The sequence below is a fragment of the Persicimonas caeni genome (genome assembly GCF_006517175.1).
GTDB classification, from domain to species: domain Bacteria; phylum Myxococcota_A; class Bradymonadia; order Bradymonadales; family Bradymonadaceae; genus Persicimonas; species Persicimonas caeni.
Map to the genome: position 1 here is coordinate 1,833,205 of NZ_CP041186.1, position 19,780 is coordinate 1,852,984.

General features: G+C 64.1%; 15 protein-coding genes and 1 riboswitch. Of the genes, 6 read left to right on the forward strand and 9 right to left on the reverse strand.

Features of this window, described 5'->3' with window-relative positions; all coding sequences use genetic code 11:
* Positions 1-111: 111 nt before the first annotated feature.
* Positions 112-2,163: a PAS domain-containing hybrid sensor histidine kinase/response regulator gene (locus FIV42_RS06810; RefSeq protein WP_141196945.1), complete on the reverse strand. Its 2,052-nt coding sequence runs from the start codon at positions 2,161-2,163 to the stop codon at positions 112-114.
* Between the two features lie 183 nt (positions 2,164-2,346).
* Between FIV42_RS06810 and FIV42_RS06815 the strand changes: the two genes are divergently transcribed.
* Complete coding sequence (locus FIV42_RS06815) at positions 2,347-3,468, forward strand: metal-dependent hydrolase (protein ID WP_141196946.1); 1,122 nt, start codon at positions 2,347-2,349, stop codon at positions 3,466-3,468.
* 6 nt (positions 3,469-3,474) lie between these two features.
* On the opposite strand, the gene FIV42_RS06820 is transcribed toward FIV42_RS06815, so the two are convergent.
* On the reverse strand, positions 3,475-4,086 hold the full coding sequence (locus FIV42_RS06820; protein ID WP_141196947.1) for a TetR/AcrR family transcriptional regulator: 612 nt from the start codon (positions 4,084-4,086) through the stop codon (positions 3,475-3,477).
* A gap of 132 nt (positions 4,087-4,218) precedes the next feature.
* On the opposite strand from FIV42_RS06820, the gene FIV42_RS06825 reads away from it, so the two are divergent.
* Together FIV42_RS06825 and FIV42_RS06830 are read left to right on the forward strand one after the other, a co-directional pair.
* Positions 4,219-5,127 carry a phosphatase PAP2 family protein gene (locus FIV42_RS06825; protein WP_168210472.1) on the forward strand — a complete coding sequence of 303 codons (909 nt, stop codon included), beginning with the start codon at positions 4,219-4,221 and terminating at the stop codon, positions 5,125-5,127.
* Between the two features lie 131 nt (positions 5,128-5,258).
* Positions 5,259-6,278 (forward strand): phosphatase PAP2 family protein, encoded by a 1,020-nt coding sequence (locus FIV42_RS06830; protein ID WP_141196949.1) that lies wholly within the window; start codon positions 5,259-5,261, stop codon positions 6,276-6,278.
* Here the strand turns inward: FIV42_RS06830 and FIV42_RS06835 are convergent.
* The 3 genes from FIV42_RS06835 to FIV42_RS06845 form a co-directional block, all read right to left on the reverse strand.
* The gene (locus FIV42_RS06835; RefSeq protein WP_141196950.1) at positions 6,232-6,990 is read right to left on the reverse strand and encodes a DoxX-like family protein; all 759 of its coding nucleotides are present in this window, start codon (positions 6,988-6,990) and stop codon (positions 6,232-6,234) included. The genes FIV42_RS06830 and FIV42_RS06835 overlap by 47 nt on opposite strands.
* A 248-nt stretch (positions 6,991-7,238) precedes the next feature.
* On the reverse strand, positions 7,239-8,072 hold the full coding sequence (locus tag FIV42_RS06840) for a peptidylprolyl isomerase (RefSeq protein WP_222615400.1): 834 nt from the start codon (positions 8,070-8,072) through the stop codon (positions 7,239-7,241).
* Positions 8,073-8,151: 79 nt separating this feature from the next.
* On the reverse strand, positions 8,152-8,799 hold the full coding sequence (locus tag FIV42_RS06845; RefSeq protein WP_168210473.1) for a DUF2267 domain-containing protein: 648 nt from the start codon (positions 8,797-8,799) through the stop codon (positions 8,152-8,154).
* Positions 8,800-9,076: 277 nt separating this feature from the next.
* On the opposite strand from FIV42_RS06845, the gene FIV42_RS06850 reads away from it, so the two are divergent.
* Positions 9,077-10,441 carry a WS/DGAT/MGAT family O-acyltransferase gene (locus FIV42_RS06850; protein WP_168210474.1) on the forward strand — a complete coding sequence of 455 codons (1,365 nt, stop codon included), beginning with the start codon at positions 9,077-9,079 and terminating at the stop codon, positions 10,439-10,441.
* A gap of 255 nt (positions 10,442-10,696) precedes the next feature.
* Positions 10,697-10,791: riboswitch (TPP riboswitch) on the forward strand.
* Between the two features lie 85 nt (positions 10,792-10,876).
* Complete coding sequence (gene thiC / locus FIV42_RS06855) at positions 10,877-12,547, forward strand: phosphomethylpyrimidine synthase ThiC (RefSeq protein ID WP_141196953.1); 1,671 nt, start codon at positions 10,877-10,879, stop codon at positions 12,545-12,547.
* Here thiC and FIV42_RS06860 read toward each other — a convergent pair whose 3' ends face one another.
* The 4 genes from FIV42_RS06860 to FIV42_RS06875 all read right to left on the reverse strand — a co-directional run bounded on the left by FIV42_RS06860 (position 12,548) and on the right by FIV42_RS06875 (position 17,260).
* Positions 12,548-14,026, reverse strand: coding sequence for a DUF7079 family protein (locus tag FIV42_RS06860; protein WP_141196954.1), 1,479 nt, complete (start codon positions 14,024-14,026; stop codon positions 12,548-12,550).
* Between the two features lie 148 nt (positions 14,027-14,174).
* Positions 14,175-16,262, reverse strand: a complete 2,088-nt coding sequence (locus FIV42_RS06865) for a sodium:solute symporter family transporter (RefSeq protein ID WP_141196955.1) — start codon at positions 16,260-16,262, stop codon at positions 14,175-14,177.
* A 188-nt stretch (positions 16,263-16,450) separates the two neighbouring features.
* Positions 16,451-16,729, reverse strand: a complete 279-nt coding sequence (locus FIV42_RS06870; protein ID WP_141196956.1) for a LysM peptidoglycan-binding domain-containing protein — start codon at positions 16,727-16,729, stop codon at positions 16,451-16,453.
* Positions 16,730-16,903: 174 nt separating this feature from the next.
* The gene (locus FIV42_RS06875; RefSeq protein ID WP_141196957.1) at positions 16,904-17,260 is read right to left on the reverse strand and encodes an NADH-quinone oxidoreductase subunit C; all 357 of its coding nucleotides are present in this window, start codon (positions 17,258-17,260) and stop codon (positions 16,904-16,906) included.
* Between the two features lie 518 nt (positions 17,261-17,778).
* Here FIV42_RS06875 and FIV42_RS06880 point away from each other — a divergent pair.
* Positions 17,779-19,776 carry a vWA domain-containing protein gene (locus FIV42_RS06880; protein ID WP_141196958.1) on the forward strand — a complete coding sequence of 666 codons (1,998 nt, stop codon included), beginning with the start codon at positions 17,779-17,781 and terminating at the stop codon, positions 19,774-19,776.
* The last annotated feature ends 4 nt before the right edge of the window (positions 19,777-19,780 follow it).

Here is a 19,780-nt window from a genome sequence, read left to right on the forward strand (position 1 = left end):
CTAACCACCGCGCCGACATACCGCGTCACGACAGGCCAATTGTAGGCCAGCAGAACAAAGCGCCTCGATGTCCGCGGGTAGACGACAGCCCGGAGAGGTCGGCAACTCCTTTTAGGCTCTCGCCGGGGAGTTTTGGACGGAAGTGAGCACTTCTTGGATGGCCGCGCGCGCCGCCGGCTTGACCAGATGATGATCGAAGCCGGCCTCCATGGCTCGCTTCAGATCTTCGTCTTGGCCGTATCCGGTCACCGCGACCATCGTCGCATCTTCGAAGCGCGCGTCGTTGCGTAAGTTGCAGGCCACCTGATAGCCGTCGACCTTGGGCAAACCGATGTCCAGAAACAAGACTTGCGGCTCGAAATCGTCGGCCACGTCGAGGGCTTCGGCGCCGTCATAAGCAACTTCGACGTTGTTGCCGTGCGCCGAGATCAGAAGGGCGAGCGCTTCGGCGGCGTCGCGATTGTCGTCGACGACCAACACGCGCATCGACTCGCCTCGCTCCTCGGATTGCCGCGTTGGCGCGTCTCCAGCAATGGGCGCATCGACGACCACCGGCATCTCGACCCTAAAACAACTGCCGTGGCCAGTCCCCTCGCTCGACGCACGCACCTGACCGCCGTGCATCTCGACGAGGCGTCGCACCAGCGTCAGGCCCAGCCCCAATCCACCCAAGGAGCGGTCCAATGACGTCTCGGATTGCTTGAACAGGGTAAAGACGTGCGGCAACAAATCGGGATCGATGCCCTGGCCGTTGTCGCAGACCTCGATGACCAGGTGAGGAGCGTCGACATGCGTCTCCAGCGTGATCTCGCCCCCCGTCTGGGTATATTTGCTGGCATTATTGAGCAGGTTCGCCACCACTTGGGTGAGCCGCACGGGATCGACCTCGAGGTTGACGGTCGCGTCGGGCAAGAGGACGTCGAGGGACTGCTCCTTGCGGTTGATCAACGGCCGGCAAGACTCGACCGCCCCCGAGACGATGCTCTGCAGCGTACATTCATCGAGTTGTAGGTCGATCTGGGCACGTTCGATGCGTGCTACGTCGAGCAAATCGTCGACCAGACGCGTCATCTGAGACAATTGACGTTCGATCAAGTCCATGCCCCAGTGCAGTTGCTCTTCGTCGAGGCCCTCCTCTCCGCCCCTCATCACTTCTAGCGCCATGCCGATGGGCGCCAGCGGATTTCGCAATTCGTGGCCGAGCATGGCCAAGAACTCGTCTTTGTGACGATTCTCGCGCTCGGCGCGCGCCGCCTGCGCCTCGACGGCCTGACGAGCGGCTACGAGTTCGGTTACTTCAAAGCCAAAGACGGCCACGCCTTCGATCTCGCCCTGCAGGTTGTAGTTGGGTAGGTAAGCAAACGTCGCGTGAATGGCGCCCGGTTGACCGGTGTCCTCGTCCCGCAGCACGATCTCCTGCTCGTAAAAAACGCGCGGCTTGCCCGTTTGATAGACGCTGTCGAGCACGGCGATGAACTTGTCGATCTCCTGCTCGGGAAACACCTCCGAGACGGTGCGCCCGATGAGTTCGCGGTGGCCGATAAGCTCGTAGTAGGCCGGATTGGCCATCGTGAAGGTGTGGCTGGGGCCCTCGACCATGCAGATGAACGCCGGCGCCTTCATGAACATGTCGTGGAACTGCCGGCGGGTCTTCTGCTCGAGCGAACGGCGTAAATCCGCCACGACCGTATGCGCAGTGTCCGTGCCGTTGCGCCAGTCTTGCTGCCGCTCTTGGACGATGTATTCGGTCACATCTTCGACGCGATGGAGCAGGTGGGACACGCCGCCCTGATCATCGCCAATCGGAATCGAGCGGGTGGTCCAGTAGCGCTCCTCGAAGGACTCGCCGCTGTCTTCGGGCCGGCGTAGATCATAGCGAAGGGGTCCGGTCGAGCACATCTCACCGGTCTCGAGCGACTCGGCGAGGTTGCGGCGGACTTGCTCACGCCCCGCGGTGCGGTGGGTATCTTCGTAGGCGTCGAAGATCTCGAAGAGCCCCTGCCCGATGAGTTGGTCGCGGGTGGTGCGCGTCGCCTCCAAGTAGGCGTCGCTGGCCGCCAGCACGGTAAACCGCGGGGCATCCGTGGCAATCACACACACCATCTCGGGAGACGCCTCGAGCAGGTGACGGTAGTCGAGACTTTCCCTTTGACTCGTTGGCATGCCAGATCCTGCTCCGGTTCAATAGGATGCTGCGAGATCTCGAAGAGACGCACACGCGTGGCTTATTTACAACACCGCTCCTGTTGTACAGGCATCGGCGGGCTGTTGTAAATTGTCCACGCTTTTGGCTCTCGCAACTCGACACCTCTACTTTTTGCCCCTGTACTCCGGTAGACCTCGTCTATGGACAACCTCGCCCACTCCCTCGTCGGCGCCGCTTTGGCCGAAGCGGGGCTCAAAAAGAAGACGCCGCTGGCGACCGCGACGCTCATCATCGGCGCCAATTTTCCCGACGTGGACGCCGTGGCCATGGTCATCGGCTCGGACTTCTCGTTGTGGTTTCGCCGTGGCTGGACCCACGGGGTGCTCGCCTGGGTGGTGTTGCCCCCAATCTTGGCGATGCTCATGCTCGGCTGGGACAAGTGGATACGCCGGCGACGAAATCCCGACGCCGAGCCGGTCCACGTGGGATGGCTGGTGGGCCTGTCGTATCTGGGCGTGTTGACCCATCCCTTCTTAGACTGGCTCAACACCTACGGCGTGCGCCTTTTGATGCCGTTCGACGGGCAGTGGTTCTACGGCGACAGCCTCTTCATCGTCGACCCGTGGCTGTGGCTCCTATGCGCCAGCGCGGTGGTCTTGGCCCGCTCGCAGTCCAAATTGAGCATCGCCGCCTGGGGCGTACTCGGCGCGGCGACCAGCGCGATGATCTTCGGCTATGGCGGCATCCCAGTGCTGGTCAAAGTAGTGTGGGGGTTGGGCGTGGGAACGATTGTGGCCATGCGTGTGGCCGGCTGGCTCGAAGATCGCACCCGGCAGTTGGCTGCCGTGGCGCTCGGGCTGGCCTCGCTCTACATCGCCGCGATGGTGTCGGGGACCGTGTATACCCGCTCACTGGCCACCGACGCCTTCGCCGAGCGCGGCGTCGAGGTCGACCAGATCTTGTCCGGTCCGGTGCCCGGCAATCCGCTGGTGCGCGAGGGGCTGGTGCGCGGCGGCGGGGAGTATCGCTACTTCCAGATCGACCCGCTGGCCGACACCACGTTCGTCGAGCCCCAACCGGGCGTGCCCGTCGAGGAACCCGGCCCGGTCGTCAAAGCGGCGCTCGCCGCCCCGGAAGTGCGCGGCTTTCGCAACTGGATGCGCTTTCCGAGTTGGGAGGTCGAAAAGCTCGACGACGGCTGGCGGGTCATCCTGCGCGACCTGCGCTACGCCGAGCCCGACGAGTACGAGGAGGGCTTCGGCGTGGCGATCGTCGAGCTCGACGAAGAGTTGAACCCTCGCCTCTCCGAAAAGGCTCCGTGAGCGCCATCAACTTTCCTCGAGCAAGTCATCGAGCACCAGGTCGAGTAGCCAGTGAAGGTGCTGTCGCCGCTCTTCGAAGCTCTCGGGGCCCATCGGATCGCCCTGCCACCCCGGCTCGAGCGCCGGCGCGTAGGTGAAGTAGTTGACCACCGCCCCCACGAACGTCAGGTAGAGCTGGCGCGCCGCGCGCGGCCCTTTCTCGGGCGACAACTCCGAGAGCGCCTCGATCGTCCAGTTATAAATCGGCGCGAACGTGCGCTTGATTGCCTCTCGGCGCTCGTTGTCACTCGCCAAAATCCCCTGGATCAACCGCGAATAGCGCGCGTTCTCCTGCATGAACGACCAGTAGTTGTCGATCAGCCGGTGCATCCGCTCGCGGGCGCCCCCTTTCATATCGAGCGCGTCGCTGAGCCACTCACGATGCAGATCCCAGTAAGTATTTAGAACTGCTTCGAAAAGTTCTTCTTTGCTGCTGAAATAATAAAAGACCGAGGCCTTGTTGACGCCTGCGTGACGAGCGACGTCTCGGATGCTGACTCCGTCGTATCCATATTGGCAGAATAACTCGTCGGCAGCCTGAAAAATACGCGTTCGGGTGTCGGTAGTTTCTTCTGCCATGTTGAGTGACCTCGACGAGAGAAAGAGGGATGGCGCTGCTCTGTTAATCGTCTCACGACGGAAAAAATGCAAGGGCAGTTCGGCGTATTCTCGTCACACGCAAACAAAGTCGTAGCAGTAACCAGGAAAGCCATGAGCAGTATTGAGCGCTTTTCGGCGTGTGTCGTTGTTGTCGTCTGTCTACTTTTCAGCCACCCGACGGTGGCGTCCGCACAGGATTTCGAAGATCCCCGCGGGCGTCCAGCCGGCTCGGTCTGGTCGCCGTCGTGGGAGCAACCCGACTGGTTCGACGCCGCGCTGACCGGCGGTCTGTTCGCCGGCGGTGCGGCCATCCAATTCGGCCTCGGCGCCCCCACACGACCGCGCTGGATCGGCCCGGTGCTCGCCGACGGCTTCATGCGCGACAGCCTGCTGGCGACCAGCGCCAACGGGCTCTCCCTAGCAGGGGGAGCCAGCGATATCCTGCTGTATTCGCTGATCGCCTCGCCGCTGCTCGTCCAACCCGGCTTGGCCTGGATGGGTCTGGGGGACGCGAACGCGGCCGCCAACTTGGCGCTGATCAATGCTCAAGCGCTCGGGGTGACCTTTTTCTCGACCGTGGCGCTCAAGCACACCATCGGCCGCCAACGCCCGCCCATCGGCGCCTGTTGGGATGATCCGAACGCCAGCCCGACTTGCAAGGAACGCGACACGCTCAGCTTCCCGAGCGGACACACCAGCATGGCCTTTGCCGGCGCCGGATTGGTTTGTCTCAACCACGAGGTCCTCTCGCCGCTGGGCGGCGGCTGGGACCGCGCCGCGTGTTACACGGCGCTGAGCGCCGCCACCGCCACCGGCGTGCTGCGCATGGTGGCCAACAAGCACTACCTGACCGACGTGGTCGCCGGCGCCGCGCTCGGCCTAACCGCCGGCTATCTGCTCCCCAAGTGGCTCTACTTCGGCTTCGGCGACGCCGAGGACGGCGTGCTCGGCGAGCACGATGCCAGCGTCACCCCTTCGGTCGGCGAGGTCAACGGGGTCAACTTCAGCTTTACGTGGTGAGCGCCCCCCGTTGTAGAACATCCCAGCGTGAATAGCTTCAGAGGCACCAAAGCTTTGAATGTATGTCTCCGAGTAAAGGGCTGGATGTGTCTGCCAGAAGACTGCATGCACTTGTCGTAGTGCTGATGTGCGTGACCACTGTCGGTGTCGCAATCCCGGCTGCAGCTCAAGGTGGGGGAGGTGACTCCGGCGAGCGCGTATCAGCAGCCAGCGTCGACGCCGACGACATCGACTCCGAGGAGCCGGTGCCGGTCATGGACAACTTTACCGTCGGCGAGCTGGTGCTCACCGGCAGCTTCGCGGTCACCGCCGCGGTCATCGGGTATTGGGGCGAGCATATCGTCGGCTTTCCCGACGAGAGCATGAAGCCGCCCGAGCCGGGGAGCCTCGATTGGGAGGCCTCCTACGAACTGCGACCCGACGCCGACCTCGAAAAGCCCTTCTTGGGGGGCGTACCCGACGTGATGGCCGACCCCTTCTCGATCGTGGGCGCGGGGGTCTACTACGGCTTCGGCGCCGCCGGCACCTGGTTTACCGACGCCGACTGGATTCCCGACACACGCCACGAGTTTCTGGCCTACGCCGGCGCGGCCACCTGGACGCAAATTTTCGTTCAGGGATTGAAGTTCTCGTTCGGCCGAAAGCGCCCCTACGTGGTCCGCCGGTGCAACCCGCCTGAAGATCCGTGCGGCAAGTACGGCATCCCGCCCGAGCGCAACGTCGACCCCAACCGCCAGGATATCCTGGCGTTTCCGGGCGGTCATACGGCCTCGACCGCGGCCACGCTCAGCTTCGTGTATCTCGATCTGTCCGACTACCTCGTCTACGACGCGCTGGCCGACTCGTCGGACTCCACGCGTTTTTGGGTCGGGCGCGTCCTGCCCTTCATTCCCACTTACGGTCTGATCGCCCTGAGCTTCTACGACCGACTCTACGAGCAGCAGCACTGGCTCTCCGACCAGGTCGTGGGCACCATCGCCGGCCTGACGGCCGGAAACGTGTTCTATTTGCTCCACTTCGACGACACCGGCGCCCCGCGTCGCGAAAACCGCGATGCCGACGACGGAGACGACGTCATCAGCGACAGCACCGTCATGCCCGTGCTCATGCAGGACGGTCAGGTCGGCGCCGGCTGGGGATTTCGCTGGTAACCGCCCACAAATACAGCACCAGCGGCACGCCGCCGTTGGCTGCGCGCTCCAGCGCCATGAACCCCTTGTCCCAGCCGCCAAACACAATCCGGCTGCACGCGGTCACCACTCCCCAGAAAGCCATCCACAACAAGACCCAGCGCCACTTTCGCGCCACGATCACGAGGACGGCCAACGAGACGTCCATCAGGCCGATGGCCGTGAGCATTCGACGAGCCACCGGCTCGGCCAGCTCGTAGTTGAGCAATTTGTCCGAGGCGACGAGCAGATAGTCGACAAAGCGCGGATGATGGTAGAGCGCCTCGAGGCCATGGATCAGGAACGTCGACGCGAGGGCGATGCGCAGCAGCCACCTGATGGTCTTCTGGACACGCTCGGCGTCGACGCGCAAAGGCTGGATCAGAAAGGCGAGCGCCAGCGGCGCCATGTAGCGCACCGCGTGGGCGCCGAGCGCCCAATCGGTAAACGCCGCCCCGCCGCGGTAGGTGTGACCGGCGGCGAGCAGCATGAACCATCCGGCGACCAGAAGCGGAACCACGCGGCTCCGCGTGACCAAGACGGCCGCCGCCGAAGCCACCATGAACCAGAAGCCGACCTGCTCGACGAGCAACGCCACCGACTCGGAGACGCCCCACTCGAAGAAGAGCGTGCCCCCCACGTTAGTCATGTTGAGCGTGGCCCCCCACGCAGCGCCCAGGCACTGCAGAGCCACGATGCCCCGCAGCGTCCAGAGGACAGCCTCAGAGACAGCCGTCGAGGCTGTCGATGGGTGGGATTGTGGAGACGAAGGCCGCGCAGAGAACGCGCGTTCGACAACAGAGACCAACGAGGCCACACGGACTCCTACTTCGGATGACGACTCAAACCTAGTGGCAGCCCCAAGAGCTGGGGCGTTCGCCACTAGTAAGCCGTCAGGCCTCGCCGCTATTCCCCGCAGCGGCCTGTGCGTAACGGCGAGCGTTACTGCTCTTGCTCGACGACGCTGGCGTCCTCGATGTAGTCGAGGCGCGGAAAGTTCTTCTTGAGGTACGGAAGCCCCTCTTCCATGGCGAGCTTCTGGTTGGGACCGGTGGGCGGTCCGCCGCCGTAGCCACTATACAGCTTGTCGACGACCTCCATGCCCTCGACGACCTTACCCACCGGGGTGAAGTCCTGCTGGTCGAGCGCCGAGTTGTCCCCGTAGTTGATGAACATGTGCGTGGTGCGCGTGGTCGGGTCGCTCTTGGGGCGCATGCCGGGCCGCTCGGGCGCCTTGGAGCGCTGGGCGAACGAGACGAACCCGCGAGTGTTCGACTTTTTGACCGGGTCGGCCTCGATGGTCGCTTCTTTCCACGCCTCGTTGACCTTCGGGTGATTGTGGATGCCGAACTGCGCCATGAAGTTGGGCATCACCCGAAAGAACGCGATGCCATCGTAATAGCCCGACTTGATGAGGTTGTAGGCGCGATCGGCTCCGTTGGGCGCCCAGTCGCGGCGAAACTCGATGACAAAGTCGCCCTTGGTCGTCTCGAACTTCGCCTTGAAGGTCTCGGGCGCCTTCTCGTCAAGCTTCGACGGGTCCATGAGCTTCGGATCGGGCTCGCCGAGCTCGACCTCTTCGGCCTTCTCTTCGTCGGCCGCGGCAGCCTGCTCCTGTTCGGCCGGCTCTTCGGGCTCTTCAGTCTCCTCGGCTTTGTCGGCCTCCGCCTTCTGCTCGGCCGCGGCTTTCTCCTCGGCCTGCTCCGCCTTCTTGTCGCAGCCCGCCAGCACGACCAGCGCCGCCAAGAGCAGCACCAACCACTTCGTCGTTCTCATCGATTTGCCTCACATGTGGGTAAAAACAACATTCGGGCGGGATTATAACAAAACGATCGTGTGTGGCTATTGGCCTCGATCACTCCTCATGCGTATCACTCAACGGGCGGTCGCTGCCCGGCTTGCCGCCGGCGAGCGTCTGCTCGTCTTCGTCGGTCGACTCGTGGCCGGTGGCGATTTTGGTCTCGCCGTAGGGATTTTCCTGAGCGGCGATGGAGTCCGGCTGCCCCTCGACGGGCTTCGATTCGCTCACCGGCTTCTCGCTGCCAGGCTTGCCGCGCGCAAGGGTGCGCTCGTTGGCCTTGGCGGTGTGTTCGAGGGGACGCTCCGGCGCTGCGGCGCCCTCGTGGGGGTTGACGAAGAGCTCTTCGTACTCTTCGGGCAGCCGCCTGCGAATACGCTTGGCGACCTCCGGGCTGACCGACCGCGACAACACCCGCCCGACCACCTGCGCCGTCTCGCGCGCCAAGCCTCCGTTGAGCCGCTCCTCTTGGCCCACGCGCTGATAAAACATCTCGAGGTTATAGTCCCGATTGGGCTTCCGCGTGCAAAGCGCAGCGCGCAGCGCCTCGGGCAACTCCTCGGCCAAGGCCTCTCGGTCCGTGTCGACGAGCACCTCGCCGAGCACACAGAGAACGGCCTGAGCGACACTCTCGGCGCGCTCCGCCGATTCGAATCCTCCACGGTGACAAATGCTGTCGAGAAACGCGTCGTAAGTCATCTGCATTTTTGTTTCCTCTTGGCTGTGGCTCATGGTCCAGCAGGAAAGTGCTGCCAATTGAGCAAAAAGCAAGCCCGTCGAGTTTTTGGTTCTTGGTTCTTGGTTCTTGGTTTCTAGATTCTCTGTGCTGTCTTGAATGTGCGAAGGCCCTGCCACAACGCAAATGAGCTCCAACTCCAGCAAGGCCTCCACGGGACCAAGAACCAAAAACCAAGAACCAAGAACCGCTCATCAGGCTGCCACTTCCAGCAACCCAACAGCCACAACACCCCCAAAGCATGCCATGGAATCCACACTTTCGAGCGTCGACACTGCCTGGTACCGCCTCGACTCGCCCAACGATCCGGCCGATATCATCGGCGTGCTCATCTTCGACGGCCAAGTCGACTACGACCGCTTGCGCGCGACCATCGAGACCCGCTTCTTGCACTTCGAGCGGTTTCGCCAACGCATCGACGACTCGGGCATCGGGAGGCCACAATGGCGCGACGATCCCGAGTTCTCTCTCGACGACCACCTCCAACGCATCGAGCTCCCCGAGCCCGCCGACCGCGCTGCGCTGCAGGACAAGATCGGCGAGTTGATGAACTCGCCGCTCGACAAGCGTAAACCCCTGTGGCGCATCTATCTGGTCGACAACTACGAGGAGGGCTCGGCGCTCATCGCTCAGTTGCACCACTGCATGGGCGACGGGTTTGCGCTCGCCCATGTCTTGTTGCGACTCGCCGACCACGACCCGGACGCGCCCTGGCCGTCGCACTCCGACATCGAGGAAGTTCGCGCCGGCGAAGACGTCCACGAGCACCGCTGGTTTCGCGACGTGGTGCTCGACAAGGTCGAGGATTTGGCCAAGCACCCGTCCCATGCGACCGATATGGCCAAGAAGGTCCAGAAGACCGCCTCCGCGCTCGGCCACCTGGTCATGATGCCCTTCGACCCGCCGACTATGCTCAAACGCGAGCCCACCGGCCAAAGACGCGTCTCCTGGTCCGATGGCATCTCGTTGCAGCGCGTCAAAGACATCGCCCACGGCTTCGGCGGCACCGTCAACGACGTGCTCATGGCCGCGCTCACCGGCGCCTACCGCCGCTATCTGATCGAGCGCGGCGACAACGTCGACGACCGCGACATTCGCGCGCTCGTGCCGGTCAACCTGCGCCCGGTGCGCCGCGTCGAGGACATGCCCGACGAACTCGGCAACCACTTCGGCCTGGTCTTCTTGACGCTGCCGGTCACCGAGGCGACCGCCGCCGGGCGCCTGCGTCGGGTCAAAGAGTGCATGGACGAGCTCAAAAAGAGCCCCGAGGCCTTCATCCTCTTCGAGGTCTTCAACCTCGCCGGGCACACCCCCGAGATGGTCGAGCACCTGGTCGCCGACACCTTCGGCAAAAAGGCCTCCACGGTCGTCACCAACGTCCCCGGCCCCCGCGAGCCACTGTATCTGGGTGGCCGCGAGGTCACCGACCTGATGTTCTGGGCGCCCCACCCCGCCCGGTTGGGAAGCAATGCGAGCATCATCAGCTACAACGGCGTGGTCCGTGTGGGCGTGCGCGGCGACGAGAATGTGCTGCCCGATCCCGAAAAGGTGGTGGGGTATTTTGACGAGGAGTTCGATGGTTTGGAGAATATGTCGGATCGCAAGCCGTAGCTTGATGGCGCCCCAACCGACCCCAAGGCAAGCCTTGGGGCTGCACCGGCGAAGGCTCCGCTCGGGGCAAGCCCCGGCTCCGCTTTTCGCTACGCGATCAACTGGCCCAAACGGAGCGGCCGCTTGCTGCCCGCGGAGTTCGCCGCGCTGTTTGCGGCGCCCGTTCAGCCCCGCGGGCTTGCCCCGGGGTTTGGCGGCCAGCAACCATATACCTTGTTGACATCCGCCAGCCCGGTACCTACCGTCCGTCACGTCAATAGTCGCCAGGGGTGCTGCACCAGCAGCTGAGATTATACCCTGAGAACCTGAACCAGTTAGCACTGGCGGAGGGAGCGCGACGCACACGAGTGGAGATCTCTGTATCTCTGTGTACCCGCAGTCTCTCTGCGGCCGCATGCTCGTGTTTCCTCCGCCGCAACTTTCCCACGCGGAGGAATGATGACCGACGGACAACCCACCAATTTCGCCGAAGCCTATCCCAACTCGACCAAAGTCTACGTCGACGACCGGCTGCGCGTGCCGTTTCGCCAGGTCAACCTCTCCGGAGGTGAGGAGCCGGTGCGTATCTACGACGCCAGCGGCCCGCAGGACGTCGACGTGCGCCAGGGCCTGCCGCAAAAGCGCCGCGACTGGATCTTGGCGCGCGGCGACGTCGAGGAGTTCGAGCGTGAGCACACGCCCGACGAAGCCAAAGACCTCATCCCCGAGGCGATGCACCGCACCGTGCTCCGCGGCACCGGCCCGGTGACCCAGCTGCACTACGCGCGCAAAGGCGAAATCACCCCCGAAATGGAGTTCATCGCCCTTCGCGAGGGCGTCGAGCCGGAGTTCGTGCGCAAGGAGGTCGCCGAGGGCCGCGCGATCATCCCGAGCAACGTCAACCACCCCGAGAGCGAACCGATGATCATCGGGCGCGCCTTTCACGTGAAGGTCAACGCCAATATCGGCAACTCGGCGGTCACCTCATCCATCGAAGAAGAAGTCGAGAAGCTGCAGTGGGCCACGCTGTGGGGCGCCGACACGCTCATGGACCTGTCCACCGGCGACAATATCCACGCCACCCGCGAGTGGATCTTGCGCAACTCGCCGATTCCCATCGGCACCGTGCCCATCTACGAGGCGCTCGAGCGCGTGGGCGGCAAGCCCGAGGACCTCAACTGGGAGGTCTTCAAGCAGGTGATCATCGAGCAGGCCGAGCAAGGCGTCGACTACTTCACCATCCACGCCGGCGTACTGCTTCGGTTCATCCAGCTCACCCAGGACCGGGTGACCGGCATCGTCTCGCGCGGCGGCTCCATCATCGCCAAGTGGTGCATGGCCCACCACGAAGAGAATTTTTTGTACACGCACTTCGAAGAGCTCTGCGAGATCATGGCCCGCTACGACGTCGCCTTCTCGCTGGGCGACGGCCTGCGCCCCGGCTCCATCGCCGACGCCAACGACGAGGCGCAGTTTGCCGAGCTCAAGGTTCAGGGTGAGCTCAACCGCATCGCCTGGAAGCACGACGTGCAGGTGATGAACGAGGGTCCCGGTCACGTGCCGATGCACCTCATCAAGGAGAATATGGAGAAGCAGCTCGAGTGGTGTGACGAGGCGCCGTTTTACACCCTCGGGCCCCTGACCACCGACATCGCCCCGGGCTACGACCACATCACCAGCGCCATCGGCGCGGCGATGATCGGTTGGTTCGGCACGGCGATGATCTGCTACGTCACTCCCAAAGAGCACCTGGGACTGCCGAACAAGCAGGACGTCAAAGACGGGCTCATCGCCTACAAGATCGCCGCCCACGCCGCCGACCTGGCCAAGGGGCACCCGCGCGCCCGCCGGTGGGACGACGCGCTCTCCAAGGCGCGCTTCGAGTTCCGCTGGGAAGACCAGTTCAACCTGGCGCTCGACCCGTACACCGCCCGCGCCTACCACGACGAGACACTGCCCGCCTCGGGCGCCAAGGTCGCCCACTTCTGCTCGATGTGCGGGCCGAAATTCTGCTCGATGAAGATCTCGGCCGAGATCAGCGACTTCGCCAAGCAGGAGGGCATGGAGCAGATGGCCAAGGAGTTTCGCGACAAGGGTGGCGAGATTTATGTGGAAGAAGGAGAGTAATCAGATCCTCGCCCCGAACTGCCAGGTGTCGTCGGCCGGCTCGTCGCCGCGCACCGCCTCCAGCGTGCGCTTGGCCTCGAATTGGGTCAGCCAATCGGGGTCATCGCGCATCGCCTCGAAGGTGGGCGTCATCTGGCGCACAAGCGCCCCCAGGTTCTGGAACGCGCGCAGCGCCGCCCGTCGCACCTCCGGGTGCTCGTCCTCCAGGGCGTGAGCCAGCGTCGGGAGTTCTTCGAGCGCGGCATCGCCCATGCGCCCCAGCGCAAAGAGCGCCGTGGAGCGCGTGGGCGCTTCGGGAGCTTTGACCAGCTCGGCGAGCCGGGGCACCGCGTCGGCGGCCGTCGTGCCCATCCACCCGATGGCGGCGGCAGCGCCGCGGCACACCGCCGCCGAGTTGTCCTCCAGGGCATACTCGAGCGCGCGCAACGCCGGACGGTAGCGGCGGTCCCCCGAAGCCAAGAAGATCCCCAGGCACAGGGCGGCGGTCTGGCGAATCCGCGAGCAGTCGACGAAGAGCGAGCGCTTGAGGTTGGCCAGCGCATCGTCGGGGTCGGGGCCGATGGCAACCAACGCATCGGCGATGGCGCGGCGTACCGCCTCGTTGCGGTCGCCGAACCGCTCGAAGAGCCGCTCGCTGGCCGGCCGAGCGTGGGCGCCGAGCCCCTCGATGATGCGCGCTGCGTGCAGACGCTCGCGGCTCTTGCCCTCCCTCAGATGCACACACACTTTGTCGAGCGCGAGCTGAGAAATGCGCTCGAGAAGATGGTCCGATTGGGTCGGCACCAGCGAACCGTCGGCGCCCTCGGGGTGCGGGTCGACCAACTCCTGGACCACCTCGCGCAAAGCAGCGAGGGCCGCCGAACGCACCGTCGGACTGTCGTCGTCGAGCAGGCGCAGGACCTCGTCGACCGCTTCGTCGCCCAGCACTTGTCCCGCCGCCCGCACCGCCGAGGCCCGCACTCGAAAGTCGAGGTGGTACAACATCTCGTAAATCGCCTGCCTGGCCGGATGTGCTTCTTCGCCCAGCAGTGTCAGGTCGTCGAGCGCTCGCTCCAGGGTGGCGATGTCGGTGCTTCGGGCCAGCGTGGCGGCCAAATCTTGCGGATCGCGGCGCAACCTGCGCCAAATATGCATGACTCCGCACCACTCCGAATGCGTCATCTGCACGCCCATCTTGGCGGGCAGGCGCCCAAACGGCCACCAGTCGGGCACCCCACTCTGGCGCTCCAAGTGGTCGAGAATCGCCGCGCGCAGCCACTCGGGCTCGATACGATCCCAGTGGCCGCCCGTGCTGTACAGGTGCCGGTAGCAAACCGGTGCGACCTCGCGCTCGTAGATCTCGGTCAACTCGGCGTGGCTAAAGCCCGACTCTTTGAGCACGTGCGCGATCTGGCGCTGTCGCTCCTCCCCAAGCTCCCCGTCGACGAATAACTTCGACAAGGCCTGCCACACCGGCAGACGGCGATCGACGTCGAACATGGCTCCCCCTTAAAGCTGATGCTGCTAATACGTCTCCCCTGCAGTTGAATGTACTTCCGAGGCAGAAACGGACAATGGGAGGAGCAGAATGAGGAGGGGGGGAGGCCGGGAGCCGGAACCGCGTTCGGCCCCGGCTCCCAGATTTAGCTCAGCCGATCAGCGTCACCACGACTCCGTCCCCATCCTCGATGCCGGCCGCGCCGAGCATCTCTTCGGGGAACTCCACGCGCCCCTGATGGGTCGAATCGGCGTCGTCCACACGCGCCTGGATCGACTTGAGGCCGCCATGCCAGAAGCCTCGAGCAGCCACGTGGATCAGGTCGCCGGGCTCGGTGCCCAGCTCGTCGCGGTCGATGGGATGCATGCGCACGAAGATCTCGTCGGTGCCCTCCACACGGCGGGCCTCCTCGGCCACGGCCTGCAGCTTGAGCTCGATCTTCGCGCCGCCCTCTTTGGGCTCGGCGTCGCCGGCCTTGAACGCGCGGATGGCGTCCTCTTCGGGGCCGGCGACCAGAAGCGGGCTCTTCTCTTCTTTCTCACGGAACACCAGCACGCCGATGACCGCCAGCGTGCTGCAGACGACCACGCCGTAGAAGGCGCGCATGTACTTGTAGGCTTTCATGCCCTCGCCGCCCGGCTCGACGCCCTGCGAGAACGGGGCGATGACGTCGGGGAAGAAGAGCGAGACGATGACCGCCACCACACCGCCGACCAGGGTCAGCAGCGCCGCCTTCTGGTTGTAGCGCGACCAGACCGCGCCCAACACCAGCGTGACCGCCATGGGCGGGACCACCGCGGCCACGAAGGTGGCGTGGGCCAGGTAGATGGAGTCGAACGTGGCGAAAAGCGGCACCAACACGATGCCGATGACCGCGGTCACCAGCGTCGCCCAGCGCGCCATGCGCAGGTCCTCGGCGTCGGCGTGATGCGGCTTGGCGAAGTAGGGGCGCCAGATATCGTTGACCACGATGGCCGACACCGCCGTCAACAGCGTATCGGCGGTCGACATCAGCGCCGCAGTAAGCGTCGCCATGACCAGCCCGAAGATGCCCGGGGCGGCCAGAATCGAGCTGACGATGACGAAAACGTTGTCCGGCGAGGTGTCCGCGGCGATGTCGCCCGTCGAGACCATTGCCTGACCGATCCAACCCACGCCCGACACCGCAATGGCGGCCAGCGGCATGACCACCAGGATGACCAGGGCGACCGCCTTGCGGCCCTCTTTGACCGAGCGCGCCGACATAAAGCGCATCAGCATGCCCTGGTTCATGAAGTAAAACGCCACGCCGCCGACCATCGCGTCCTGCCAGAAACGGCCCATCGTGTGGAAGCCGTCGGGCTCGGTCAGAGGCGCCAGGCCCGCCCGGTGCGGCCCGGGAAGGTGCTCCCAAAACAGCCCGAAGCCGCCCACGTAGTCGATGCCCACCAGGAACAGGCCCAGACCGACCGCCAGCAGGATAAAGCCCTGCATCAAGTCGGTCATGATGACCGAGGTCTGCCCACCGACGGTCACGTACAACGCCGTACAGATGGCCGCCCCGCAGGCCGAATAGAAGATGCTGTAGCCGGTCAGCGCGTGCAGCGCGGTGCCCAGCGTGTAGAAGTTGATGCCCACGTAGCCGATCAGATAGACCAGCAAGATGAAGGTCGCCGCCGCCCGGGCCTTGTGCCCGAAACGCCGCTCGAAGTACTCGGGCACCGATTGGATGCGCCCGTAGTAGATGATCGGCAGCCACACGAGCATCCACAGCGGCATCCAGAACCAGTCGTTCAGGTAGCTCATCGAGCTCGACAGCCCGAAGCTAAAGCCCGCCGAGGCGTATTTGACAAACGAATACGCCCCGATGGTCGTGGCCACACACGACATCGCCAATAGCCACCCAGAGAAGCGCCTGCCCCCGAAAAAATAATCGGAGCTGGTCTTCGTGAACTTGGCGAAGTAGGCGCCGGCGCCGACGATGCCGGCAAAATAGATGAACACCACCGCGATGTCGGCGGTCGTGCCGATGGTGCCCTCCGCGCCGCGGGCGTCTCCGGCCACGGGGAAGGCGCCGACCGAGCCGGCGGCCTGCAACAGTCCGTGCAGGAGCAGGTAGAAGGCAAAGCCGCCCAACAACAGCGGCAACATCCGGCCCGGCTTACTCAACGCCCCCTTTCGCCAGGCGATGAACAACCCGGAAAAGAAGACCAGACCACCGATGCCGTACACATAAAAATAGGGATACCAAAGTTCCACGATACTGCTTCCGTAAGTTGCGGGACTGCCAAATAGACGCCCGATGATATCGCATCGTGAACAGTGCGCAACTCAATCGCAGAACTGTATTTTTCACCGCGGGGCCCCACGGAGATCACGGGGAACATCTTTTGTTTCTTCCCCGTGTCCCCTGTGTCCCCCGTGGTGATTTTCCTAGCTCGGTTGGCCTAGACCTCCCGCTCGAGGCGAGGGATCTGGATTTTGAGGCCGGGGAACATCTCGTCGGGATCTTCGAGGATGGAGTCGTTGGCGTCCCAGATGCGGCGCCACTGGCTCTCGTCGTCGTAGAATTTTAACGAGATCGACTCCAGCGTGTCACCTTTTTGGACGGTGTAGGTCTGATGCTCCGGCGTCTGCCGAAACTGCGGCTGGGCGCTCTCGGATTGGTTGGGGTCGAAGACGTTGGGATCGTGCTCTTTCTTATGCTCTCGGCGCTCTTCGCTCATGGTGTCCCTCCAGGTGTAGTCGAAGCGTGGACGCGCGATTCGTCACACACACAACCTGACCACACCTGGCGAGGAGTGAAACGGCGTGTTTCACCACGGGGGGCACGGAGCTCACGGTGAAGGCCTTTTGTCTTTTCCCCGTGTCCCGGTGCCCCCCGTGGTGAACACCTGACGTCAACTCGCGTGACGCTCCGGCTGCACCCGCCGGAGCGTGCGAAGCTTCTTGACGAACATGTCGAGCCAGGGCTCGTCTTCGGCGCAGACCTCGCAGCGGTAGCAAAACCGGCGCGCCGTGCCCCGGGCGATGTCGGCCGAGTCGAGCCCGACCGTGCGTCGGTCGGCGACGCGAACGCGCAGTCGGCAGCGCTCGCGCACGCTCGACACGAGCGCGACGACCTCGACCTCCTCGTCCTCGCCCAGGTCGTAGGCCCCCAGCAGTGAAAAATTGGCCTCGCCCCATGCTTGCTTCCCTGCTCGCAGGTGGCGAAAGAAATCCGTCTCGTCGGCGAACCGACAGATAACCGTGCGCATTGATGCTCCTTGCCGTCCGTGGCGTCGGTGCAACTGGCTAATCAGCAGAATCGTTGTCGCGGTGGTGCGTTCTGCGCCCAGTATGCCCGGTGGCCGCCGGCTGGCAAATTTTTTCCTGATGATCCCGCCCGTGCAGCAAGCAGCCGTTGCGGAGCGGGGGCTTGCCCCCAGCGGAGCACATCGCCCGTGCAGCCCCAAGGCTTGCCTTGGGGTAAACCGTGCAATGCCTGAACTCGGTTCAACTCGCATCGTCCCAAAGTGGCAACCCCTCCACATTCCGTTTGCACCGCATCGACAAGACGGCATGTCGCAAAACCGAACACATGATGGTTATTGGCGATCAAAACCCCGGGACCAGCCCCGGGGCTGCACGGGCGCCCCAGACAACGGGGCGAGCTCCGCGGGCAGCAAGCAGCCGCTTCGCAACAACATCTCGAACCGCCCCAACGGAACTTCCACCGCCCTCGCGTGTCCAACCCATGAAGCCAATGGAAAACCCGTGATGCCGAGGACTCCCCATGCGCCCCACCCTGTTCAAGTACTTGCTGATTGCCTGCGCCCTCTCCTTTGCCGCCTGCGAGGCCGAGGAGCCCAAGACGATGGACGTGCCCGACAAGGCCGAGGAACCCGACCGGTTCGTGCAGATGATGGCCCAGCCGGACGAGGCCCAAGCCGAGGAGGCCGAAGAGGCCAAAGAAGGCGAAGAGGCCGCAGTCCCCACTCCTGAAGCAGACGAAGCGCAAGCCCAACCGGCCGTGGGTCCCGCATCGACAAAGGCCGGCGAGGACATGGCCGGCGTCGAGAAAGTCTTCGAGAAGAAAGACTCCAACCTCTGGAATGGAAAGTCGGACGCCAAGGTAGGTTCGGACGCCATCACCGCGCTGGGCTCGCTCGACGGCGAGGGCGGCTCAGCCCGAGGCTTAGGTGGCCTGGGCATCTCCGGTGCCGGGCGCGGAGGCGGCGGTATCGCCTCGAAGGGCGTGGTAGGAAGCGGCGAGGGGTACGGGCGCATCCAGGGCTTGGGCTCGGTGAGCACCGGGGGCGGCAAGGGCTACGGCTCGGCGAGCGTGGGTCGCAAGGTCAAGGCGCGCAAGGTGTACCCCAACCTCGCGCCGGCTCCCGAGCCCAACACTGCCCAACGCAACACCGAAAGCTACGCCAACCACGGAGTCAACCAGATGACCGACACGGCCAAAGACGCTAAGTCGACGTTCGCCATCGACGTCGACACCGGCGCCTACACCATCGCGCGCCGCAAGCTGCAAAACGGTCAGGTGCCGCCCGAGGCGTCGGTGCGCGTCGAGGAGTTCGTCAACTATTTCCGCTACAGCTACCCCGACCCCGACTCGGGCGCCTTCGCCGTACACATGGAGGCCGCACCGAGCCCGTTCCTCGCCGAGGACGAGGGCAAGACCCGCAAGATCCTGCGCGTGGGCGTGCAGGGGAAACGCGTCACCAAGACGACCCGAAAGCCGGTCCACCTGACCTTCTTGGTCGACGTGTCGGGGTCGATGTCCAGCCCCGACAAGCTCGGGCTGGCCCAGAAGTCGCTCGAGATTCTGACCAACAACCTGCGCCAGGGTGATTCGGTGGCCATCGCCACCTACGCCGGCCGCGTCGCCAAGATCCTCGACCCGACCGGCCTGGAGAACAAAGGGCGCATCCTCACGGCCATCGAGAGCCTCAAATCGGGCGGCTCGACCGCCATGAACTCCGGCCTCGAGATCGCCTACAAACTCGCCCTGGCCAACTTCCAGAAAGACCACGTCAACCGCGTCATCGTGCTCAGCGACGGCGACGCCAACGTCGGCCCGAGCTCGCACCAGGCTATCTTGAAGCGCATCGAGCACTTCGTCGACGAGGGCGTGACCCTGTCGACCATCGGCTTCGGCATGGGCAACTACAAAGACACGCTCATGGAGCAACTCGCCAACAAGGGCAACGGCAACTACTACTACATCGACACCGCCAAAGAAGCGCGCAAGGTCTTCGGCGAGCAGCTCGACGGCACGCTGCAGGTCATCGCCAAGGATGTGAAGATTCAGGTGGAGTTCGACAAGGAGGCGGTCAAATCGTACCGGCTCATCGGCTACGAAAACCGTGACATCGCCGACAAGGACTTCCGCAACGACAAGGTCGACGCCGGCGAGATCGGCGCCGGACACACGGTCACCGCGCTGTACGAGATGGTGCTGACCGACAAGGCCAAAGACGCCAAGAAGCTTGCGACGGTGCGCATCCGCGCCAAAAAACCCGACGGCGCCAAGGCGAGCGAGCAAGCCTTCCTGCTCACCCACGGCGACCTGAAGGACTCGATTCGAAAGGCCAGCAAGGACTTTCAATTCGCCGCCGCCGTGGCCGGCTTCGCCGAGTTGTTGCGCGGCAGCAAGTACGCCAACGCGCTCAACTACGACCTGATCCACGAGATCGCTAAGTCGGGCACGTCGGCCGGCCAACAAGACCGCCAGGAATTCTTGAAGTTGGTCGAGAAGGCCAAGAGCCTGCAGAAGGGGTGAATGT